This window comes from Maribellus sediminis (genome assembly GCF_011799805.1).
GTDB lineage: Bacteria > Bacteroidota > Bacteroidia > Bacteroidales > Prolixibacteraceae > Draconibacterium > Draconibacterium sediminis_A.
The window spans coordinates 985,257-1,009,138 of the sequence record NZ_WXUB01000001.1 but is presented as its reverse complement, the minus strand read 5'-3'; the positions used below and the strand labels follow the sequence as shown (position 1 = coordinate 1,009,138).

General features: G+C 43.7%; 15 protein-coding genes. 14 read left to right on the top strand and 1 reads right to left on the bottom strand.

The genetic code is table 11. From position 1 onward, the window contains the following. The first annotated feature begins 11 nt into the window (after positions 1-11). The 13 genes from ruvA (at position 12) to HFD85_RS03865 (ending at position 21,642) form a co-directional block, all read left to right on the top strand. A complete protein-coding gene (gene ruvA / locus HFD85_RS03925) occupies positions 12-593 on the top strand; it encodes a Holliday junction branch migration protein RuvA (RefSeq protein ID WP_167605295.1) in 582 nt (193 codons plus the stop codon). Positions 594-733: 140 nt separating this feature from the next. Then, entirely contained in the window at positions 734-8,152 is a 7,419-nt protein-coding gene (gene sov, locus HFD85_RS03920; RefSeq protein WP_167605294.1) for a T9SS outer membrane translocon Sov/SprA, read from the top strand. Between the two features lie 401 nt (positions 8,153-8,553). Continuing rightward, positions 8,554-9,963: an anthranilate synthase component I family protein gene (locus tag HFD85_RS03915; protein ID WP_167605293.1), complete on the top strand. Its 1,410-nt coding sequence runs from the start codon at positions 8,554-8,556 to the stop codon at positions 9,961-9,963. Between the two features lie 14 nt (positions 9,964-9,977). Then, complete coding sequence (locus tag HFD85_RS03910) at positions 9,978-10,562, top strand: anthranilate synthase component II (protein WP_167605292.1); 585 nt, start codon at positions 9,978-9,980, stop codon at positions 10,560-10,562. 76 nt (positions 10,563-10,638) lie between these two features. After that, positions 10,639-11,625: an anthranilate phosphoribosyltransferase gene (gene trpD / locus HFD85_RS03905; RefSeq protein ID WP_167605291.1), complete on the top strand. Its 987-nt coding sequence runs from the start codon at positions 10,639-10,641 to the stop codon at positions 11,623-11,625. Between the two features lie 4 nt (positions 11,626-11,629). Next, a complete protein-coding gene (trpC, locus tag HFD85_RS03900) occupies positions 11,630-12,415 on the top strand; it encodes an indole-3-glycerol phosphate synthase TrpC (protein ID WP_167605290.1) in 786 nt (261 codons plus the stop codon). Positions 12,416-12,503: 88 nt separating this feature from the next. Next, positions 12,504-13,127 carry a phosphoribosylanthranilate isomerase gene (locus HFD85_RS03895; RefSeq protein WP_206081850.1) on the top strand — a complete coding sequence of 208 codons (624 nt, stop codon included), beginning with the start codon at positions 12,504-12,506 and terminating at the stop codon, positions 13,125-13,127. Between the two features lie 86 nt (positions 13,128-13,213). Next, positions 13,214-14,395: a tryptophan synthase subunit beta gene (trpB, locus tag HFD85_RS03890; RefSeq protein ID WP_167605289.1), complete on the top strand. Its 1,182-nt coding sequence runs from the start codon at positions 13,214-13,216 to the stop codon at positions 14,393-14,395. A 96-nt stretch (positions 14,396-14,491) separates the two neighbouring features. Beyond that, positions 14,492-15,274, top strand: coding sequence for a tryptophan synthase subunit alpha (gene trpA / locus HFD85_RS03885; protein ID WP_240925005.1), 783 nt, complete (start codon positions 14,492-14,494; stop codon positions 15,272-15,274). A 201-nt stretch (positions 15,275-15,475) separates the two neighbouring features. Next, the gene (locus HFD85_RS03880; protein ID WP_167605288.1) at positions 15,476-15,667 is read left to right on the top strand and encodes a hypothetical protein; all 192 of its coding nucleotides are present in this window, start codon (positions 15,476-15,478) and stop codon (positions 15,665-15,667) included. Positions 15,668-16,120: 453 nt separating this feature from the next. After that, positions 16,121-19,276: a SusC/RagA family TonB-linked outer membrane protein gene (locus HFD85_RS03875; protein WP_167605287.1), complete on the top strand. Its 3,156-nt coding sequence runs from the start codon at positions 16,121-16,123 to the stop codon at positions 19,274-19,276. An 11-nt stretch (positions 19,277-19,287) separates the two neighbouring features. Next, positions 19,288-20,868 (top strand): RagB/SusD family nutrient uptake outer membrane protein, encoded by a 1,581-nt coding sequence (locus HFD85_RS03870; protein WP_167605286.1) that lies wholly within the window; start codon positions 19,288-19,290, stop codon positions 20,866-20,868. Between the two features lie 18 nt (positions 20,869-20,886). Further along, positions 20,887-21,642 carry a hypothetical protein gene (locus tag HFD85_RS03865; protein WP_167605285.1) on the top strand — a complete coding sequence of 252 codons (756 nt, stop codon included), beginning with the start codon at positions 20,887-20,889 and terminating at the stop codon, positions 21,640-21,642. Positions 21,643-21,684: 42 nt separating this feature from the next. Here HFD85_RS03865 and HFD85_RS03860 read toward each other — a convergent pair whose 3' ends face one another. After that, positions 21,685-22,266: a peptidylprolyl isomerase gene (locus tag HFD85_RS03860; RefSeq protein WP_167605284.1), complete on the bottom strand. Its 582-nt coding sequence runs from the start codon at positions 22,264-22,266 to the stop codon at positions 21,685-21,687. A gap of 290 nt (positions 22,267-22,556) precedes the next feature. On the opposite strand from HFD85_RS03860, the gene HFD85_RS03855 reads away from it, so the two are divergent. Next, the gene (locus tag HFD85_RS03855; RefSeq protein WP_167605283.1) at positions 22,557-23,852 is read left to right on the top strand and encodes a S28 family serine protease; all 1,296 of its coding nucleotides are present in this window, start codon (positions 22,557-22,559) and stop codon (positions 23,850-23,852) included. The last annotated feature ends 30 nt before the right edge of the window (positions 23,853-23,882 follow it).

Genomic DNA, 23,882 nt, shown 5'->3' with positions numbered 1-23,882 from the left:
CTGTATTACACATGTACGAATATATCCGGGGCAACATTGCGGATATCAGCCCGGCAAACATCATTGTTGAAGCCGGCGGAATAGGCTATTTTATCAATATTTCACTGAACTCTTACAGCCAGCTGAGTGGCAAGCAGGAAACACGACTGTTTCTGCACCAGATTGTGCGTGAAGACGCCCACACGCTTTATGGTTTTGCCGATGTTAAGGAACGCGAATTATTCCGGAACCTGATCTCGGTGAATGGTGTTGGTGCAAGCACGGCAATTATGATGCTTTCGTCCTTATCTCCCGACGAGATCAGGTCGGCTGTAGCCACTGATAATGTTAATGTTCTGAAAGCGGTAAAAGGCATCGGGGCAAAAACAGCTCAGCGTATCATTATCGATTTAAAAGATAAGCTCGGAAAATTATCCGAAAGTGGCCATATTTTGCCTGTAGCAGACAATACTATACAGATTGAAGCGTTATCTGCATTAGTCATGCTTGGGTTCGCCAAAAAGGACGCGGAAAAGGTAGTTTCCAAAATCCTCGGCGAGCAACCTGACTCAACTGTAGAAAGTGTGATTAAACAAGCATTAAAAAGGCTGTAACCCGGGAAGACCGTACCAAATCTGTCTTGATGAGAGAAAAGGAAATTACCCGTAAAATTGACTGCCTTTTACGTAGTAATTGATTTTATATGAAACTGAACCGAAGGTTAGTAAAAATATACTTCATTTTATTCGCCGTAATGTCCCTCGCGATTCCCCAATTGGGGCTGGCACAGGATGCTCCTGTAATGGACACAACCGGCAACCTACCCTATCCTTTTAAGGATCAACCTGCATTTGGATATCCTGAACAGGACTCCATGAAGCTGTTTCTGAACAAACCCAGTAACATTAAATACGAAGTAGAGTACGATCCGATAACCGGACAATATGTGTTCTACGAAAAAATTGGCAACCTGAATTATCGTCTGCCACAAAGTATGTCGCTCGACGATTATATCGATTACGACTTCGACCGGTCGATCCAGGAATACTGGAAAAGCCGTACACAACTCGAAGACCAGGACCGCCGCGGAGGCTTACTGCCTCAACTGACAATCGGAAGTGAAGCCTTTAACCGCATTTTTGGCGGTAACACCATCAATATTCAGCCACAGGGTTATGTTGAAGTAAGTTTCGGCTACCAGGTGAATAAAACCGACAACCCGTCGATACCGGAGCGCCTGCGTAAGGTGCCAACATTCGATTTCGACGAAAAGATTCAGATGAATGTTACCGGCCAGATCGGAACAAAAATGAACATGCGGGTGAATTACAACACCGAGGCCACCTTCGATTACGAAAATAAAATGAACCTGGAATATACCGGCGACGAAGATGAGATCATCAAACGTATTGAGGCCGGTAATGTTTCGCTTCCGCTGAATGGTTCATTGATTTCGGGTGCATCCAACCTTTTTGGGGTAAAAACAGAGATGCAGTTCGGGAAACTGAACGTTACCACTATTTTCTCGCAAAGTAAAGGTGAATCGAAAACCGTTGAAACCGAAGGTGGAGCACAGGTGGCAACCTTCGATATTTCGGCTTCGAACTATGATGCGAACCGACACTTTTTCCTGGCACAGTATTTCCGCGACCATTACGATGAATGGTTAAAAAGTACCGCCGTTCCGCGTTCGCCGGTCACTATTAATAAAATTGAAGTTTGGATAACCAATAAGTCCAACGATTTTACCGAGTCGCGCAACATTCTGGCTTTCCAGGACCTTGCAGAACACGATCCTAATATTTATAATCAGGTGCCGCAGTTTCAGTCCACACCGGGGCTTCCTTATCCACAGAATATTTATCCGAACAATGCTGCCAACGGTTTGTACAGCGAAATGAACACTACGTATTCCGATGTTCGTCAGGTTGAAAATATTACCGGTGTGATGGCCCAATTCGGACAGGATTTCGTTGGAGGTACCGATTTTGAAAAGATTGAAAGTGCCCGTAAACTAAGTCCGTCGGAATATAATGTGAACACCACGCTTGGTTACATCTCTCTGAATTCAGCGCTAAACACGGATGAAGTTCTTGCTGTTGCTTACAACTTCACCGTAAACGGTCAAACTTTTCAGGTTGGTGAATTCTCGACTGGTGGGATTGATGCACCTCAGACTTTATTCCTGAAGTTATTAAAAGGAACAAACCTTTCACCGGGAAAACCTACCTGGAAACTGATGATGAAAAACATTTACAACCTGAATGCTTATCAGTTGACCAGCGAAGATTTTGAGTTAAACATTGTGTACCAGAACGACTCTACCGGTACCTACATCAATTACCTTCCGGAAAGTAGAATTGAAGGACACATCCTTTTGGAAGTGATGCGTCTCGACATGCTCAACAAGCAGCTCGACCCAACAAAAGACGGAATCTTTGACTACGTTCCGGGGATCACGGTGAATCCAAGCAGCGGGCGGATCATATTCCCGGTAGTTGAACCGTTTGGTAGCCATCTGGCCGATTCAATTATCGATCCGGCCCTGGTCGACAAATATGTTTACCAGTCGCTCTACGATTCCACTCAGGTTAGGGCCGAACAGGATGCCGAGCATAACAAGTTCAAACTTATTGGTAGCTACAAGGGCTCGTCGAGTTCGGAGATCATGCTTGGCGGACTGAACCTTGCACAGGGATCGGTTAAAGTTACTGCCGGGGGGCAGGTGCTTGTTGAAAACGTTGACTACACCGTAGACTATACCCTTGGTAGAGTTAAGATCATTAACCAGGCACTTTTGGAGGCCGGTACTCCGATCCAGGTTTCAACAGAAACTGAAGACCTGTTTACCATGCAGCGCAAAACCCTGATGGGAACTTACGCGAACTATGCCTTCTCCGATAATTTTAACGTTGGCGCCACCATGCTGTACATGCACGAGCGTCCGCTTACAGAGAAAGTAGATTATGGTCAGGATCCCATTTCGAACCTGATGTACGGGCTCGATGCACGCTACAACACCGAAAGCATGTTAATTACCAAAGCACTCGATGCGCTGCCCTTCTATTCGACCAACGCTACTTCATCGATTAATATTGAAGGAGAATATGCCAAACTGGTACCGGGAAGTGCAAAAGCAATTGATGGCTCGGCATATATCGATGACTTTGAAGCCACAAAAACAGCCATCGACATGCGAGCCCGCCAGTCGTGGATGCTGGCCAGTACGCCGCAATACCAGAGCGACCTGTTCCCTGAAGCCAACCTGACCAATACGCTGGAATACGGTATCAACCGTGCAAAACTGGCATTTTACAATATCGATCCTTTATTTTTGAGGAACAACTCGCTGACACCCGATCACATTAAAAACGACCGTAGCATGCAGTCGAACCACCTGGTACGTGAGGTATTCGAACAGGAACTTTTCCCTGAAAAAGAGTTCACAACCGGTGAACCAACCAACATTCAAACCTTCGACCTCGCCTTTTACCCTGAGGAACGTGGACCGTATAACTACGATGCGGGAAACAGCAACTTTTCTGCCGGTGTTGAGTCGGATGGAAAACTGAGAGCACCAGAAACCCGATGGGGCGGTATCATGCGCGAGATTCAAACCAGCGATTTTGAAAACGCCAACATCGAATACATCGAATTCTGGGTGATGGACCCTTTTGTGAACGATACACTTCAAACCCATGAAGGTGGTGACCTGTATTTTAACCTTGGAGAAATCTCGGAAGATATATTAAAAGATTCGCGAAAAGCATTTGAAAACGGATTGCCGACAACTGCGGAAGTCACCAATGTTGATACAACCATCTGGGGACGTGTATCAACACAGCAGTCGCTGGTAAATGCATTTGATAACAACCTGACTTCGAGACAATACCAGGACATTGGTTTCGACGGATTAAATGATAACGACGAGAAATCGCTTTTTGAGCAATACCTCGAAGAACTGCGTTTGAGAGTGAACGACGATGCGTATCAGAATGCACTGAATGACCCTTCAACAGATAACTTCCATTATTACCGGGGCTCTGACTACGACCGGGATCAGGTAGGAATCCTGCAACGTTACAAAAAATACAACGGTCCCGAAGGCAACTCACCAACAGCAGAAATGTCGCCGGAAAGCTACCCTACTTCGGCTACTACCATTCCGGATATTGAGGACATTAACGGCGACAACACCCTAAACGAATACGAACGTTATTTCCAGTATCATATTAGTGTTCGTCGCGAGGACATGGTGTTGGGGCAAAACTACATTACCGATATTAAACACAGTAAGGTTGAACTTAAAAACGGAACCGTTGGAGAAGTGAACTGGTATCAGTTTAAAATACCGGTTACAAATCCTGATCAGGTGATCGGTAACATCAGCGATTTCAAATCGATCCGTTTTATGAGGATGTTCATGCGCGGTTTCCAGGACTCAACAGTTATGCGTTTTGCAACACTTGATCTTGTTCGAGCCGACTGGCGCCGTTACTCAGGCGATCTTTCCGACGACATTTCGGCTCCTTCAGCGAATGCTAATTTCGAGATATCAGCCGTAAGTATCGAAGAAAACGGTAGCCGCGAGCCGGTGAACTACATCCTTCCTCCCGGAATATCAAGGGTTATTGACCCCGCCAATCCACAGTTACGCCAGTTGAACGAACAGTCTATCGTATTAAAAGCGACTGACCTGGAACAGGGAGATGCCAAAGCAACATACAAGTCGTTGTACATGGACTTCCGCAGGTACAAAAAACTGAAAATGTTTGTTCATGCCGAAGAGATTGAAGGCTCACCCCTGAGAGATGATGAATTGTCATTCTTTATCAGGATGGGATCGGATTACAACAATAACTATTACGAATACGAAATTCCGTTAAAACTTACACCTGAAGGTAATTATATCAACGACAGTGAATCAGACCGAATGATCGTCTGGCCGGAAGAAAACCTGATTGATCTTCCGCTCGACCTGTTTACCAACCTGAAACTCGATAGAAATGACGCCATCCGCGAAGGCGGCTCAACAATACGGATTAACGATATTTATGAAAAATCGGACCCTGACCGGAACAGTGGAAAGAACCGGGTGAAAATTAAGGGTAGTCCGAACCTCGGCAACGTTGAGGTATTTATGATGGGTGTTCGCAACCGCCGCGGACAGGTAAATACCGGTCCGAAATCGGTGGAAGTGTGGGCCAACGAATTACGCCTTACCGATTTTGATGAAGAAGGTGGCTGGGCCGCAAACGGACGTGTTTCAGCACGACTTGCCGATTTGGGTAGCATTACTGTGGCCGGACGAAAACGCACTTCGGGTTTTGGAAGCATCGATCAAAACATAAACAGCCGCCAACTGGAAGACCTCGACGAAATGGATGTTTCAACATCAATCGACTGGGGACGCTTTTTCCCCGAAAAAGCCGGCGTTCGCATTCCAATGTACTATGGTTATTCGAAAAGTACGGTAAAACCAAAATACAATCCGCTTGAGCCGGATATCGAAATGGACAAATCGCTGGCCCACCTGGAGACCAAACATGAAAAAGATTCATTAAAAAATATAACCCAGGATGTGGTTGAGCGCAAGAGCATCAACTTTACCAACGTGAAAGTTGAACCTCAGCGTCAGAAAGAAAAAACGCATTTGTGGGATCCTCAAAATTTCGCGGTGACCTACGCCTACAACGAGATTTCGAAACGAAATGTGACTACTGAATACAATGTGGATAAAACGCATCGTGCAATGTTCTCTTACAATTACAGCAGCCGTTCAAAACTGATTGAGCCTTTCAAAAAAGTTTCTGTGTTACAGAAAGGCCCGTTAAAACTAATCGGTGATTTTAACTTTTATCCGCTGCCAACACAGATTTCGTATCGAACCGATTTGTTCAGAAGGTACCACGAAGTACAGACGCGTAACATTACCAATCCGAACCTGATATTGCCGACCAATTTTGAAAAAGATTTCCTGTGGAACCGTTACCTCGATATTCGTTACGACATGACCCGTTCGCTTAAATTCGACTTCTCGTCGCGTGCCACTTCACGAATCGACGAACCCGAAGGCCGGATTAACCGACGAGACGATGATTACGAATGGAAACGCGATTCGATATTGACCAATCTGATGCACCTGGGGAGGCCAACCATTTACGGTCACACTTTTAACCTGAATTACCAGGTACCTCTTCGGTCTATCAAAGCGCTGAGTTTTATGAGTGCCAACGTTCGGTATTCAGGAACTTACGATTGGGTGGCCGGGCCACTGACCGAAGAAGACATAAATATCGGTAACGTGATCAGCAACTCGCGTAACATGTCGTTAACCGGAAATGCCAATTTTCAGACCTTATTCAACCAGGTTCCGTATTTCCGTGAGGTGAACCAAAAATTCCGGAGAACAGGACGCGGACGTGGAAGCCTGAACAGGAATTCAAGTAGAAGCAACCAACAGGATAATCAACCCTTGGAACGAAAATCGGAAGAAACCTTTAGTACAAATTTGAAATTTATAGCCGGTGCTCCTCAAAAAGTACAGCATAAGCTAAATACCAAAAAAGTTAAGGTGCTGGTAACCGGAGTGGAAGGAAAAGCAATTCCGGGAAAACTGACGATTGTTGACGCAAACACCATTGAATTTACGCCAAACGAAGACGCCAACCAGGCGATGTTGACAGTTAGCGGTAAACGGGGAGATCAACCCTTCCTGAAGGATGTACTCGACCTCACCACCCGAATGGTGATTGGTGTGCGCACAGCATCGATAATGTATTCCAAAAACGGAAGTACGGTATTGCCGGGTTATCTCCCGGAACCATCGTTATTTGGTGCAGGTAATTATTCAGGCGATCCTGATTGGTCGCTACCAAATGTACAGTCAAATTTTGCTCCGGGCTTACCATTTATGTTTGGGTGGCAGGATCGCGATTTTGCCCGTAAAGCCGCTGACAATGGTTGGTTAACCATCGACTCAACATTAAATCAACCGTTCATGTTCCGAAATACAGAACGCTTGAACCTGCGGGTATTGTGGGAACCACTCCCCGACCTACGTATTGATATCACGGGAGAAAGAAATTTCTCTAAAAACATAAGCGAATTCTACGATTACGACGGAACCGGCGCTTTTAAAGCAAACAGTCCTACTGAGTCGGGTAATTTTAGCATTTCCACATTATCATGGAAAACAGCTTTCTTCTCAATTGGAAGAGAAGAAGTAGTTAGTTCTGAAGCTTTTGAAAATTTAAAAGAATACCGTCAGATTATTGCACACCGTTTGGCAGCTCAACGTGCGTCCGGCGGAAATTACGATCCAAACGTACAGCATCAAAATTACCCGGGATATCCTCAGGGCTATGGTCCAAACTCGGTAGAAGTACTGGTACCGGCCTTCCTTGCTGCATATCAGGATAAAGATCCGAATAAGGTTTCGCTCGACCTTTTCCCTTCAGCGAAATTCATCCGGCCAAACTGGAGCATCCGTTACGAAGGAATGGTTTCGCGTATACCGGGGCTGAATAAAGTGATGCGTTCGCTGAATTTCCAGCATACCTACCGTTCAACCTATAACATTGGTTCGTATGTTACCAATCTGGATTATCTGGATGGAAGTGAATTTTCTGATTACATGGATGAACTGGTAGACCTGGCTTACAACTTTAAAACTCCCTACGATTTTAACTCTGTGAGTATTGTTGAGGCCTTCAATCCACTTATCAACATGGATATCATGTGGCACAGCGACCTGACTACAAGAGCCGAGATTAAGCGGGCACGTAACCTCAACCTGTCGTTTGCCAACAACCAGATTACCGAGGTTCTTACCAGCGAATTCATCTTTGGTATGGGCTACCGCTTTACGCATATGGACCTGATCATTAAAACCAAAAACTCGCAACAAGCCTACTCCAATGATTTAAATATCCGTGCCGATATTTCGTACCGGAAAAGCAAAACCATGTTGCGCCCCTTGGATGATGTATCGCAAATCACAGCTGGACAAGGTAACTTTACGATTAAAACCTATGCAGATTACCGCCTAAGCGACAAATTTGAAATGCGGGTATTCTACGACCGGATTTTAAACAATCCGTTCATTTCAACTTCGTACCGTACAACAAATGCGAATTTCGGGGTCAGCTTCCGTTTCACCCTTTCGAATTAGTGTTAATATAACCTTATGCTAAGAAAGGATTTGAAAGCAAAAAGCTGCGAATATTTTGATTTTACAAAAAAATGGTTTTTCTTGCAGAGGAAATTTAGTACAGAAATGAAAAAAATAAATACAATATGGCTTCCGTGGTGGGGTCTTCTTGCGTAAGTTAGGAGTTAAAGAGCCATATTGGTATTTTTTAAAGATATTAAAAACCGAAGGCCTGCTCCTGTTAAGAGCGGGTTTTTTTATGAAAAAAAGCAGAATGAAATTACAAAACAATATTTGGTGGTGGCGTTGCAACTTTTTACAGGAATCGTGAAAAGAGGATCGCCATATGCTAAAAATGGAAACGGCTCATCGAAATCACGATGAGCCGTTTTTTTTAATCGAAAAATCTAAAAAATACAATAATGGAAAAATTAAAATTTAAACCGGTAGTCCGGAAAATACTTGCCGATACGGTAACTCCGGTGAGCATTTACCTCCGGCTGCGCACACTTTATCCGAAGTCGATTCTTCTGGAAAGTTCGGATTATCACGGCAATGAAAATGCCTACTCGTTTATTGCATTTAGTCCGCTGGCCAGCTTTAAAGTAAAGGAAGGCCAGGTTACCAAAGCATTTCCGGGAAAGGACAAAGAAGAATATGCTTTGACAAATGAGCGCAAACTTCACGATGAACTGGATGCCTTTTTCAAAACCTTCGATGTTGATTCGAGCGAAATAGAATTACCTGCAAACGGTTTATTTGGCTACCTGAATTTCGATGCCATTCAGCATTTCGAAAACATCCGCTTTTCTTCACCGAAAAAAGAGGAATACCAGATTCCGGAAGTGTTCTACAGTTTTTACAAGTATGTGGTTGCCATCGATCACCACAAAAACCAAATCCACATGGTGGAGAACCTGATGGAAGGCGAAGAGTCGCAGATCGATTACATCCACCATTTGCTCATCAACCTGAATTTTGCCACAGCAAAATTCGAACCTACAGGAGCGGAAGAATCCAACATTACCGACGAAGAATACAAATACATGGTAACAAAAGGTAAGGAGCACTGTTACCGTGGCGATGTCTTCCAGATCGTACTCAGCCGACAGTTCTCGCAAGAGTATAAAGGCGATGATTTTAATGTGTACCGTGCACTGCGTTCCATTAATCCATCGCCTTATTTGTTTTATTTCGACTATGGCACTTACCGTATTTTTGGCTCGAGCCCCGAAGCGGAGATCCGCATAAAAGAAAACAAAGCTTATATTCATCCCATTGCCGGTACTTTTAAACGTACCGGCAACGATGATCAGGACCGTGAACTGGCAGAGCAATTGAGCAAGGATCCCAAAGAAAATGCCGAACATGTAATGCTGGTTGATCTCGCGCGCAACGATTTGAGCCGGAATGCCGATAATGTGGTGGTGGAAACGTACCGCGAAGTACAGTTCTTCTCGCATGTTATTCACCTGGTTTCGCAGGTATCAGGAAGGATCACCGACGACACCAACCTGATTAAAGTTTTGGGCGAAACATTCCCGGCCGGAACCCTTTCCGGTGCACCAAAGTATAAAGCCATGGAACTGATCGATAAATACGAAAATCAGAATCGTGGTTATTATGGCGGATGTATTGGTTATCTTGGCTTCGACAGAACCGTAAACCACGCGATCATGATTCGCAGCTTTTTAAGCAAGAATAGCAAATTGTTTTACCAGGCGGGTGCCGGAATTGTTGCCGATTCGAAAGAAGAAAGCGAACTGCAGGAAGTGAATAACAAACTGGCAGCCTTGAAAAAGGCCATTGAAATGGCCAAAGAAATCAACTAGTAAATCCAAAGATCATGAAGATATTAGTTATTGATAATTACGACTCGTTTACCTACAACCTGGTTCATGCCATTAAAAAAATATCCGGCCAGCAGGTTGATGTGTACCGCAACGATGAGATTTCGCTGGAAGAAATCGCGAAATACGACAAAATTGTGTTGTCTCCCGGACCGGGAATCCCCGAAGAAGCCGGTCTGCTGCTCGACATTATAAAAGAATTCGGGCCTAAGAAAAGTATGCTGGGTGTTTGTCTTGGTCACCAGGCCATTGGTGAAGCGTTTGGCGGCGAACTCCACAATATGAATCGGGTACTGCACGGAATTGCTACGCCGGTTAAGCTCACCGAAAACAAATCGATTCTTTTTGATTCGCTGCCCGAAACTTTTGATGTTGGCCGCTACCACTCGTGGATCGTTAAAAGCGAAAACCTGCCAGCTTGTTTCGAAGTAACGAGTTACGATGCCGACGGACAGATCATGTCGATGAAACACAAGGAATACGACGTGCAGGGTGTGCAGTTTCACCCCGAATCAGTATTAACACCTCTCGGCGAAAAAATGATTGAAAACTGGCTGAATTCAGACAATAGTACAAAGTAGTGAGTAGAGAAACAACTCAATAAACTCAACAGTTAAAAATTCTCATTACTAAAATCTCAATACTAAATACTTAGACATGAAAGATACTTTACAATACTTGTTTGAAGGTAATAAACTCACTCGGGAAGAGGCAAAAAGCAGTCTGCTGGAAGTTGGCAAAGGTCAGCACTCCGAAGCTGAATTTGCTTCGTTTCTTACAGTATTTAAAATGCGTCCCCTGGAATCGGAAGAACTGGCCGGTTTTCGCGATGCCATGTTTGAACTGAGTGCAAGAGTCGATCTGTCGGAATTTAATGGAATGGACATTGTTGGTACCGGTGGCGATGGAAAAAATACCTTTAATATTTCAACTTTGGCCTGTTTTGTTGTGGCCGGTTCGGGAGTAAACATTACCAAGCACGGTAATTACGCAGCGAGTTCAAACAGTGGTTCATCAAACGTGCTGGAGTACCTCGGATACAAATTCAGCAGCGATATTCACAAACTGAAGGGCGACCTTGAAAAAGGCAATTTTTGCTTTTTGCATGCGCCGCTATTTCATCCGGCAATGAAACACATCGCTCCAGTCCGCCGTGCGCTGAAAGTGCCGACCTTCTTTAATATACTTGGCCCGATGATCAATCCGTCGGCACCAAAATACCAGGTTCTGGGTGTAAACAATTCCGAAAATTTTATGCACTATAAGAACGTTTATGAATCGTTGGCTATTAATTTTGCAATAGTTCATAGTATCGATGGTTACGACGAGATCTCTTTAACTGCCAATACGCGTTTGGGATTAAAAGGGACGGAAAAATACCTCACTGCCGAAGACTTTAACCTGGAAAGTGTCCGGCCCGAGAAATTATTCGGCGGAACCACGATTGAGGAAGCTGCAAAGATCTTTACCAGCGTGCTGGAAGGAAAGGGAACCAAAGAGCAAACCAACGTGGTTTTGGCCAATGCAGGTCTCGCACTTCAGGTGGTTTATCCTGAAAAGGAATTGACTGAATGTGTTGCTATGGCCCGCGAGTCACTCGATAGTGGCAAGGCTTTACAATGTCTGAAATCTGTTATTCAATAATATCATGAACATCCTGGACAAAATCATTGAAGCTAAAAAGCTTGAAATTACGCACCAAAAAGAATTGGTCGACATCGAGGTGTTGAAAGACATTCCTGATTTTTACAGGGAATGTAATTCACTCTGTGCAAGTCTGCTAAAAGAAGGTTCATCCGGAATTATTGCAGAATTTAAGCAACGATCTCCCTCAAAAGGGGATATCAATCTGTCGGCAAGGGTGGAAAAAGTAACCGAAGCTTACCGAAAAGCAGGGGCTGCAGGGCTGTCGGTTCTTACGGAAAAACACTTTTTCGGAGGTTCGCAGTCGAACCTGGTGATTGCGCGAGAACACAATCCCGATATTCCGATTCTTCGCAAGGATTTTATGATCGATCCGTACCAGATGGTGGAAGCCAAAGGTTATGGTGCCGATGTTATTTTGCTGATTGCTGCCTGCCTGAGTAAAAGACAGGCACTGGAACTGGCTCAGGCTGCAAAAGAACTGGGTCTCGAAGTATTGATGGAAATCCATAATGCCGAAGAACTGGACATCGTTAACGATTTTGTGGATATTGTTGGCGTAAACAACCGCAACCTGAAAACTTTTGAAGTGAGTGTTGAAACATCGGTTGAACTGGGCAAACTCATCCCCGATAAATTCATAAAAATATCGGAAAGCGGACTGGCAGGTCCCGATGAAATAAAATACCTCAGAAGTCACGGATTTAAAGGATTCCTGATTGGTGAGACCTTCATGAAAACCGAGAATCCCGGAAAAGCGTGTAAAAAGTTTATTCAAAAACTAAAATAGTGAGTCAAATCACCCCTGTAGTCTCCTGCCTATCGGCAGGCAGGCCTCAAGGGGATATTAGAAAAGAATACAGGAAAAGAAAAATCGAATGGAAAGAAAATTGAAGATAAAGGTTTGTGGAATGAAGTTCGCCGAAAATCGTGAACAGGTGGAACAACTTGGAGTCGATCTGCTCGGTTACATTTTCTACGAACCTTCGAAACGCTTTGTTGGCGATGATCCGGATGCCGGGCTTTTTTATGCTGCCAAACCCAAAGTTGCTGTTTTTGTCGATGAAAACGCTTTTGAAATACTGGCGCTGACAAAAAACTTCGACTTCGAGTATGTCCAGCTACACGGGAAAGAAAATCCCAAAACCTGTGGCATGCTCAAAAAACAAGGGTTGAAAATCATCAAAGCCTTTTCGGTTGACGATTCCTTCAAATTTGAAACTACTCAAGCCTTCGAGAAAGATGTCGATTACTTTTTATTCGACACCAAAACCAAGCTGCATGGCGGATCGGGGAAAAAATTTAACTGGGAGATATTGAATAAATACACCGGGCACCGACCATTTTTTTTAAGCGGCGGTATTGGACCCGGGGATGTTTCAGAGATCAAAAAGATCGATCATCCAAAACTTACCGGAGTGGATTTAAACAGCGGATTTGAAGACGAGCCGGGAATAAAAAATATTGAAAAACTAAAACAGTTTATTGAAGAACTGCAATAACAAACAGTTGTCTTTCCTGCGAAAGCAGGAAACTGATGAGAATCCCGCCTTCGCGGGAATGACGATGGAAAAGAAAAACACAGACTATGAAATACCAAGTTGACGAAAAAGGATATTACGGTGAATTTGGCGGGGCCTGGATCCCTGAAATGATGTACACCAACATTGAGGAGTTGAAAAACCGCTACCTTGAAATAATCGGATCAGAAGAATTCAAAAGTGAGTTCGACCAGTTGTTGAAGGATTACGTAGGCCGCCCCTCGCCTTTGTACTTTGCCGGCCGTTTATCGGAGCATTACGGAACAAAAATTTACCTGAAACGCGAAGACCTGAACCACACGGGCTCGCACAAACTGAATAATACGATCGGGCAGATTTTGCTGGCCGAGAAACTGGGCAAAAAACGAATTATTGCCGAAACAGGTGCCGGCCAGCATGGAGTGGCCACAGCTACAGTTTGTGCGCTTAAAGGACTGCAATGTGTGGTTTACATGGGTGCACTCGATGTTTCACGTCAGGCACCAAACGTAAAAAAGATGAAAATGCTGGGCGCTGAAGTTGTCCCGGTTCACAGTGGTAACAAAACATTGAAAGATGCTACCAACGAAGCCATGCGCGACTGGATCAACAACCCGGAAGATACGCACTACATCATCGGTTCGGTGGTTGGGCCTCATCCCTACCCCGACATGGTGGCACGTTTTCAGTCGGTGATCAGCAAAGAAATGAAGAGCCAGTTGCTGGAACAAACCGGTTCGGAACTGCCAACCCGGGTACTGGCCTGTGTGGGCGGAGGAAGCAACGCCGCCGGAGCTTTCTACCATTTTCTCGACGATGAACAGGTAGAACTCATTGGCGTGGAAGCCGCCGGGAAAGGTGTTGATACCGAAGAAACGGCAGCCACTCTTACGGTTGGTTCTCCCGGCGTATTACATGCCGCTAAAACAATGCTCATGCAAAATGCCGACGGACAAATCACGGAGCCATATTCCATCTCGGCCGGACTGGATTACCCGGGCATCGGGCCTTTGCACGCTCATCTGCACAAAACCGGCCGTGCAAAATTCCTTGCTGCAACCGACGAAGAAGTGCTGCAATCCGTTCTGCTGCTCACGCAAAAAGAAGGAATTATTCCGGCACTGGAATCGGCACATGCACTGGCAGCGCTTGATAAGATAAAAATGAAACCCGACGATGTTAATGTCATCAATCTTTCGGGCAGCGGGAATAAGGACATGGAAACGTACCTTAATTATTTTGGATACTAAATAGTACAGAGTCGTGAGAGAGTGAGTATTGAGAAGAAGGTTACTTCAAAGTTCTCAATACTAATTACTCTTAATCTCATTTCTAAATGAAACAAAATGATGAACAGAATAAACAAACTTTTCGAAACCAAGAAGCAAAATATACTATCAGTTTATTTCACAGCCGGATTTCCAAACTTGAATGATACCGTAGAAATCATTCAGGAACTGGAAAAGAATGGCGTGGACCTCATCGAAATTGGCATTCCTTTTTCTGATCCAACGGCCGACGGACCAACCATTCAGAAAAGCAGCGAAACAGCTCTGAAAAATGGCATGAACCTGAACCTGCTGTTCGAACAGCTAAAAGATATCCGCAAATCGGTGAACATCCCGCTTATTCTGATGGGCTACATCAATCCGGTTTACCAGTATGGCATCGATCGTTTTTGTGAAAAATGTGCTGAAATCGGAATCGACGGAACCATTCTGCCCGATCTTCCGCTTGATGAATTTGAAAGCCACTATAAAGCTTTTTACGATAAAAATAACCTGCATAATATTTTGCTGATCACACCACAAACTTCAGAAGCGAGAATTCGACAGATCGACGAAATTAGCGGAGGATTTATTTACATGGTATCGTCGGCTTCAACAACCGGTGCAGGTAAAAAAGTAGAGGATTTTCACCAGGATTATTTTGAACGAATTCAGAACATGCAATTAAAGAACCCACGTTTGATCGGGTTTGGCATTTCTGACCGTGCAACCTTTGGTAACGCCTGTAAATACGCCAATGGAGCCATTATTGGAAGTGCATTCGTAAATGCTGTTTCGAGTTCAACAGACCTGAAAACAGGAATCAAAGTGTTCGTGGAAAACATCATTCAGCCCGATTAAATAAGCTAAAAAATGTTTACGCCAAAGGTATGTTTTGAAACAGAAAAGCAGCCTTTATTCTGTAAACAATTAAGCTACAAACGGTTAATCAGAATTGGCACAAAAACGGACTATTAAATAGTGTTAAAGCATATTTTACAGCATACTTAAAATGCCTGCTAAGAGTTATCTTAATACCAACAATCATTAAAAGCACAAGCCATGTTAGAGTATGCTAAAATCATTCTTCCTAAAGTTAGTTTTAGTAAAGATTTGTTCAGAAAAGAACTGAATAAGTGCATCAACTGGGTAGAACCCGATCAGATTGGCGAGTTGTATACCTGGTGTTATGCCAATTTTAAAAATCAGTATCCCGATGTTCTGGCTGAGGCCTTTAAGGACATTGCGGCTTAAAAAATAGAAGCGGGTATTTACCCGCTTTTTTTATGTAAACTGCCTAAATTCATCTGTAAACTACCACCTATTATCTGCCATGTGCTCAAAAATTGCCAAAACACACCTAAACAGTCTAATATTAGCATGTTGCACAAATTTCACTGTCGTTTGCTGAATTTTTTTTCACCGAATTGATTTCTGTCTTAAGTTTGAAAAAAAACTAAAACAGGGAACTCTTGAGCCATAGAATTCCAACAAAAAATTTACGGGGAGTACGGGGAAACAGACAAACAAAAAAAGACTCCGCTTTTTTACATAGAAATAGTTAAACAGCAATGCAAATGTAAAAAGAGTAATATCTGGCCGGCTGGCGGATATTCAAACTCCCGTTTCCCCGGCGGGAGTTTTCTTATGCAAGAAAACATAAGCGAAGGGTAATTATCGCTAGAGTATTAACATAAACTTTTGTACATGAAAAAACTACTATTACTCATTGTAGCTTTGTTCATGGGTGTATTCACCATTTTCGCCCAAACAAAGCAAATTACAGGGAAAGTAAGTTCTGCCGAAGATGGCACCCCGATACCCGGCGTATCGGTAGTGGTAAAGGGTACTACCAATGGTACTACTACCAACATCGACGGTGTGTTCATGCTTACCGTTCCTGAGAACGAAACCCTGGTTTTCTCTTTTGTAGGAATGAAAACCGTTGAAGTCCCAATCACCGATCAATCCACTTACAACATTGAGCTGGAAAACGAACTGATTGGTGTTGACGAGGTTATGGTTGTTGCTTATGGTACAGCCAAAAAAGAATCGTTTACGGGTTCTGCCGAAGTAATCAGCAACGATGTGCTGGAAAAAAGGCCGGTGGCCAACATTTCCAAGGCACTCGAAGGCCAGGTTGCCGGTGTACAAACTACATCAGGTTCGGGCCAACCGGGCGATGGAGCGAGTATCGTGATCCGTGGATTTGGTTCGATCAATTCGAGCAATAATCCGCTTTACGTAGTAGACGGTGTGCCGTACGACGGTAACCTGAATGCCATCAACCCGGGCGACATCGAGTCGATGACGATTTTGAAAGATGCGTCTGCAGGTGCACTCTATGGTTCACGCGGGGCCAATGGTGTTGTGGTGATAACTACAAAGAAAGGGAAAGCCGACAGACTTTCGGTTGAATTAAAAGCCACTTACGGTGTGGCGAGCCGGGCCATCAAACCCTATAATACGCTGAACACGGCTGAGTTTATTGAAGCCTCTTTCCAGGGCTATAAGAATGATCTGATTTACAGAAGCGGTGTTCATCCCGATCTGGCTGGTGAAGCAGCCATTGCAGCAATGACAGGGAATTCCGGAATTTTCGGGACCAACGAAATGTACAATCCGTATAATATGCCGATTGCCGAACTGATTGATCCCGTAACCGGCATGGTGAATCCTTCGGCTAAATTGCTTTATGAAGCCGACTGGATGGGAGAAATCACCAACAACAATGCGCAACACCAGGAGTACCAGCTTTTCCTGAACGGTGGATCAGAAAATGCAAAGATCTTTTCATCAATCGCCTATCTGAATAAAGAAGGTTTGTTGAAAACCACTGATTTCACAAGAATCTCAGGCAGGATCGGTGCTGAACTCACTCCAACCGCCTGGTTCAATTATGGAGGAAACGTCAATTTCTCGAAAACAGAATCTGATTTCCTGGCTAACCAGGCAACTACCTACAACAATAACGTTTGGTACTCGGCCCAATTCATGGCGCCAATTTATCCGGTGTATATACAGGACGAAAACGGAAATCCTGTACTTGACGAACTGGGCGAGAAACAATTTGATTATGGCCTGTCACGGCCATCGGGTGCTAATCCTAACTGGAATCCTGTAGCAACACTCTACGAAGACTCGTACGAAACACGCGCCGACAACCTCTCAGGAAGATTTCATTTCGATTTGCTCGGTAATGGAATGGGCACCTCATTAACCGGTCTTAAACTGAGCACCAATATTGGGTTCGACTATGTAAATACCAACACAAAAAGTTATAACAATCCCGATTTTGGGGACGGAGCTATTGTTGGCGGCCGTCTGAATCTTGTCAATAACAGGAACTTCTCTTTTACAGTGAATGAGTTGCTGCGGTATGAAAAAGATTTCGGGCAGCACAGTATTAGCCTACTGGTTGGCCACGAATTCTACAAACTGATGATCAACGAGTTGGAAGGTGAAAAAACAGGCTTCCCTTATTCCGGGATCAAAGAACTGGCTCCTGGATCAACCGTATCAAAACTTACATCGTTTGAAGATAATTACAGCATTGAATCGTTCCTCAGTAACTTGACCTATGATTTTGCTGATCGCTATTACCTTTCTGCAAGTTTCAGAACCGACGGTTCGTCACGATTCAACAAAGATTATCGTTGGGGAAAATTCTGGTCTGTTGGTGCTTCGTGGAGAATCAGCGAAGAAAAGTTCTTCGACAGTGTCACTTGGGTGGACAATCTTAAATTGAAAGGAAGTTACGGGAAACAAGGTAACGACCGTATTGGTACTTATTATGGCTGGCAGTCGCTTTACAACCTCGACTGGTCGAATGCTAACCTGAACGGAGCCTTGTTATCGTCGCTTGAAAACACGACCATCAAATGGGAAGAAAATAACAATTTCAACATAGGTGTTGAAGGAACACTTTGGAAAAGACTTGAATTCGGACTTGAATACTACCAGCGAAGAACGGTAAGTATGCTGATGGAAAAGCCGATGGCCACATCACTTGGTTTTGATAGTTATTGGGCCAATGTTGGCGAAATGCTGAACTCAGGCCTCGAATTTAACTCGAAAACTATTGTATTGGATGCTCAGAATTTCAGGTGGAACGCTACGCTGAACCTTACCACATTGAAAAATGAGATCGTAGAACTTGACGGAGAACAGGATCAGATTGTGAATGGAAGTATCATTCAGAAAAAAGGAGAAGAGTTAAACTCTTATTACGTAGCTCAATCTGCCGGAGTTGATATTACCACCGGTGCACAACTTTACTGGGTATTTGACCTGGATGACGACGGGTTCCCCGGCGAACCTTATATTTCGGCTGATTACCAGAAAGCAACGCAAAGTAAAATAATCTCCGGAAGCCGGATACCTGATTTTTATGGTGCCTTTGGAAGTGATTTCATCCTGTTCAAAAACTTTGACTTTTCTTTTATGACTACCTTCTCGGTTGGTGGCGAAATTTATGAACAGGTGTATCGTAGCCTTGGGAACCCGACTTATATCGGTACCAATTATGCAGATAAAGTTTTACGGGCGTGGCGTCAACCCGGCGATGTAACCGATGTGCCAAGAATTCAGAATGGCACAGGTTTTTCAAGGATAGCAACCGACAGCGATCTGTTGGATGCCTCTTACTTTTCTATCAAAAATATCACGCTTGGATATACACTTCCAAAAGCCTTTCTGCAACGAATCGGGATACAAAGTGTCCGCGCTTATGTAACTGTCGACAATGTAGCCCTGTTCTCTCATCTCGATGGTATGAATCCGCAATACAATTTTACGGGATCAACCAATTTTGCATACACACCTGACAGAACAAGTCTTTTAGGTATTGAAGTAAAATTTTAAAATAAAACATCATGAAATTATATAAAATACTTTTACTGATAATTGCGGTGGTGTTCGTTTCCTCATGCGAGGATTACCTCGACACCAACCCAACCGACAGCACCTCGGGCGACGTTCTGTTCTCGGATGTAGCTAAGGCGAATGTCGCACTAAATGGCATTTACAGAGCTATGTACGTGGCTTCCACCTGGTCGGCAAACTGGGCTGATGAAGAATTCGGAGTAACTGCCTTTACGCTGACTTACGACCTGATGGCCGAAGATATGGTACAAAACGAAGAAGGCCAGGGATGGTTTTATTACGATTACATCTACAATGTTAAATCGGACTATGTCCATAAAAGCGGTCGGCCCTATGCAGTGTGGTTCTTCTACTATACTGTAATCTCCAATGCCAATTCTATTATTGCTGCAAAAGATGGAATCGCCGGAGAACCTTCTGAAATAAACAGTTTGATCGGACAGGCATATGCTTTGAGAGCCTATGCTTACTTTAACCTGGTTCGGTTTTTTCAGCAAACTTATGTAGGGAATGAAGATGCTCCTGGTGTGCCAATTTACACTGAACCAACAACGAATACATCGGAAGGCCAAGCTCGCGGAACAGTTGCCGATGTTTATCAGCGAATAGATGCTGATATCGACGAAGCGATCAATTTACTTAATCCGGATAATGCAGCACCTAAAAGTCATCCGTCACATATCGACTATTACGTGGCTAACGGTATTAAAGCGAATATCGCCCTCGAAAAAAATGATTGGGCAACGGCAGAATCGGCCGCAACAATTGCTTTAAGCGGTGGAACCTCGATGCTCTCGATGGATGATCTGGACAACGGTTTTGCATTTAACGATGCTTCAGCTCCCACCGTTTTGTGGGGACTGAAAATTATTTCCGAGCATTCAACAGTTTTTGGTTCATTCTTTTCGCACATGGATGCCAGTGCCGATTACTATGCGCAAACATCGCGCAAATGTATCAGCAGCTGGTTGTACGATCAGATGTCGGACTTTGATGTTCGTAAAAACCTTTGGTGGAACGGCCCTCTGGAATCTGACGATCCAATTGGTCCGGTGATGAGCTACAACCAGTTCAAGTTCCGTTTCTCGGATGCTACGAATGCACTGGGCGATTATATCCTGATGCGTACCGAAGAAATGATGCTGGTACAGGCCGAAGCCATGTGCATGCAAAGTAAGTACACCCAGGCCCGCGCAGTGCTCAATGAGTTGATGGCTGAACGTGATGTCACTTATGACATCTCTTCATTGCAGGATTCGCACACACTTACTACCAACGACGCTAACGGGCCAACAACCCCGGCCGGAGGTTCGGTAACCTTGCTCGACGAGATTATACTGCAACGCAGGATCGAACTTTGGGGAGAAGTTGGAAGGATTATGGATGTTAAACGATTGAAAACCGGTTTCTCACGTAATTTTGCGGGAAGCAATCATGTGGATAAACTACTGACCCGCAATACGCTGAATCCGGAATATGCTGACTTTGTAATGTCTATTCCACAATCGGAATTTGACGGAAACAAGAATATGAATGAAGTGACTGATCAGAATCCATTCGCTGATAATTAAACGCTAAAAACGATTGAAATGAATAAAATATATTTGCTTTTAATGCTATTTGCTCTGGCGTTGGCATCCTGCGACCAGGACAATATTGGAACCATTTATGAGCCGGACGGTCCTTATGTAAGTTTTGCAACTTCTGTTGTTCCAGATAATGTACTTTCGGCGGATAACAACTTCTCAGTAAACTGTGTTCTTGTTCGTTCCGATTTGAAAGGTTCAGCAACGGCCAACATCGAATTGGAAATGAATGCGGATATTGAAGGTGTATTTGCATTGGAAAACAACAGCGTTACTTTCGAAGATGGCAAAGGAACGGCCTATGTAAAAATAGTCCCCCTGGTCAGCCCTGATCAGTTGGATCCAACCAAAGCGTATGTGTTCAATCTTACCATAACCAGCGATAATGCATCAGAATTATTTAATACGGCCACCTATAAAGCCGGATTTAAATTTGATTATGTTGGAACAGCTAATTTCAATTCCGAATTCTTTGAAGATATCTGGGATGTGGAAGTTTACAAATTAGTTGTAGGCTCTAAAACGTTATACAAGCTTAAAGAGTTGTACGATGTTGGTATTGATGTTACGGTGATCGTGGAAAATAATATCATTACCATTGAAGAGCAGGTTGGCTGGTACAGCAATACCTATGAATCTGATGTCCATGTTTTGGGATCGGGAACCATGAGTGGAAAAGTGTTAACGATGACAATCGAACATCTTATTCCCGACCTGGGTTCTTACGGAGAGTACAACGAAGTTCTGACTCTACCTTAAAACAAAATAATTTTACAAGAAATGGCCCTTCGGGGCCATTTTTTATTTTAGTATCCCGATGCTTTCAATTTTCACAGGTGCGAGCAAATACTGTGCTTTATCTTTTTGCTGCTGAATTTTCCGAACCACTTTCATTCCTTTTACTACTTGTCCGAAAGCTGCAAATCCCTGACCGTCGGGATTTCGTTTACCACCAAAATCCAGTTCCGGCTGATCGCCAACACAAATAAAAAATTCGGAGCAGGCGGTTCCCGGCGTGTACCTGGCCATCGAAAAAGTGCCGTCTTTGTGTTTGATACCCGTCATTTCAGTTGTTTCATGTGCTATTGTCGGAATCTGATCAATCAGCTTATCATCGTAAACCCCACCCTGGATCACTTCAATTTTAATAGCGTTGTTGGGTTGATTATCCGGGCGAACTACACGGTAAAACACTGCATTTTTGTACGTTCCATTTTTAACGTGCATCAAAAAGTTTTTAGCCGTTACCGGGGCACGAACAGTATCAATCTCCAATACAATCTTACCCAAACTTGTAGTCATCAGAACTTTGGGCAATTGCCCGGCAAAGCTTAACTGAACAAAAACAATCAGCAGCCACGATAACAATATTACTTTCTTCATTTTTTAATTTGAATAGAATGATTTACTTGCATTCAAAAGTAAGAAAACCTGTTAACTAAGCTTGATAAAATGAGTTTGACAGTTGAAGCATTGGCTTGTATTTTTTGCACCGTACTTTAGTGCGGTGGCAAGAGACATTCATTTCGTACTTATTTTCCGGAAATTTTGTATCCTACAAACTTCGAAATTTCCGGAAAATCAAATTTCATCTGGGAAACTCATAAATCGCCGCACTAAAGGACGGCGCTAAAAATATTAACGCATTTTATATTTAGAATAAAAATTGCAAAATGAAAAGATTTCAATTGCTACTGCTTTTACTGCTGCTGTCAACATTTGTTTTTGCACAGTATCCTTCGCTCGAAGCATTTTTAAAGGAACAACCGCAAGTTAAAAGCATCGAGAAGCTGGAGACGAATGACTTTTTTAACGAGAAGTATAAAATAATGGTGGAACAGCCTCTGGATCACCGGCACCCTAAAAAAGGAACTTTTTTGCAGCGTGTGATCATTTGTAACAAAGGAGTAGATCGCCCGGTGGTTTTTATTACTGAAGGTTACAATGGTGGTTATGCCGAAAATCCGAGGTACATAAACGAACTGAGTCCGATTTTGGAAGCCAACCAAATTTGTATGGATCACCGTTATTTTGGCGAATCGATGCCCGATCCGCTAAACTGGGACTACCTGACCGTGCGGAATGCAGCTGCCGATCATCACGAAGTGATTCAAATGATGAAAAAATATTACGAGGAAAAATGGATCACCACTGGCATCAGCAAAGGCGGACAGACAGTCGTTTATCACCGTTGGCTCTATCCCGACGATGTTGATGTTTCGATTCCATATGTTGCTCCGCTGAATTTTGCTGTTGAAGATGGCCGCCACGAACCTTTCATAGCAAATGTTACGGGAACTGCTGAAGGCCGAAAAAAAGTACGCGATCTTCAGCTTTATGTAGTAAAGCACCGTGACGAATTTGTGCCGATGCTAAAAGATTATTGTGAAGAAAAAAAGTTACATTCCCGCTTAGAGCCGGAAGAAATGCTGGACTTTGTGGTGTTGGAATATTCCTACGGATTCTGGCAGTACGGCACTCCGATCGATGCTATTCCGGCCACTGACGCCGGAGATGATGTGATCTTTGAGCACCTGGTAAAAATATCGTCGCCTATGTACCTCAGCGATGAAGGCGTTAATATCTTCTTATCGTTCTACATTCAGGCTGCACGCGAGTTGGGTTATTATGGTTACGACACCGAACCATTTAAAGATTATCTGCGTATAAAAAGCGCCGAAGGCTGGATGACCAAAATCTATCTACCCAAAGATTTAAAGGTTAAATACCAACCAAAAACTGCTCTTGCGGTGAAAAAGTTTATCGATACCACAGACTCTAGAATACTCTTTATTTACGGCGAATGGGATCCCTGGTCGGCCTCGGCATTTGAAGTACCACAGAAAGACAATTTCCTGAAAATTGTAAAACCTGAAGGAAGCCATAACGCACGTATCGGAAACCTTCCGGAAGATCAAAAAGCACTGGTAAAAGCCAAACTGGAAGAATGGCTGGAAATGAAAAAGTAATTCTGCGCTTTTTCTTATATCCTGTATATT

Excerpts from the sequence above, each read along its gene's own strand:
- ruvA (WP_167605295.1), top strand. The coding sequence starts at position 12 with ATGTACGAATATATCCGGGGCAACATTGCGGATATCAGCCCGGCAAAC.
- sov (WP_167605294.1), top strand. The coding sequence starts at position 734 with ATGTCCCTCGCGATTCCCCAATTGGGGCTGGCACAGGATGCTCCTGTA.
- HFD85_RS03915 (WP_167605293.1), top strand. The coding sequence starts at position 8,554 with ATGGAAAAATTAAAATTTAAACCGGTAGTCCGGAAAATACTTGCCGAT.
- HFD85_RS03910 (WP_167605292.1), top strand. The coding sequence starts at position 9,978 with ATGAAGATATTAGTTATTGATAATTACGACTCGTTTACCTACAACCTG.
- trpD (WP_167605291.1), top strand. The coding sequence starts at position 10,639 with ATGAAAGATACTTTACAATACTTGTTTGAAGGTAATAAACTCACTCGG.
- trpC (WP_167605290.1), top strand. The coding sequence starts at position 11,630 with ATGAACATCCTGGACAAAATCATTGAAGCTAAAAAGCTTGAAATTACG.
- HFD85_RS03895 (WP_206081850.1), top strand. The coding sequence starts at position 12,504 with ATGGAAAGAAAATTGAAGATAAAGGTTTGTGGAATGAAGTTCGCCGAA.
- trpB (WP_167605289.1), top strand. The coding sequence starts at position 13,214 with ATGAAATACCAAGTTGACGAAAAAGGATATTACGGTGAATTTGGCGGG.
- trpA (WP_240925005.1), top strand. The coding sequence starts at position 14,492 with ATGATGAACAGAATAAACAAACTTTTCGAAACCAAGAAGCAAAATATA.
- HFD85_RS03880 (WP_167605288.1), top strand. The coding sequence starts at position 15,476 with ATGTTAGAGTATGCTAAAATCATTCTTCCTAAAGTTAGTTTTAGTAAA.
- HFD85_RS03875 (WP_167605287.1), top strand. The coding sequence starts at position 16,121 with ATGAAAAAACTACTATTACTCATTGTAGCTTTGTTCATGGGTGTATTC.
- HFD85_RS03870 (WP_167605286.1), top strand. The coding sequence starts at position 19,288 with ATGAAATTATATAAAATACTTTTACTGATAATTGCGGTGGTGTTCGTT.
- HFD85_RS03865 (WP_167605285.1), top strand. The coding sequence starts at position 20,887 with ATGAATAAAATATATTTGCTTTTAATGCTATTTGCTCTGGCGTTGGCA.
- HFD85_RS03860 (WP_167605284.1), bottom strand. The coding sequence starts at position 22,266 with ATGAAGAAAGTAATATTGTTATCGTGGCTGCTGATTGTTTTTGTTCAG.
- HFD85_RS03855 (WP_167605283.1), top strand. The coding sequence starts at position 22,557 with ATGAAAAGATTTCAATTGCTACTGCTTTTACTGCTGCTGTCAACATTT.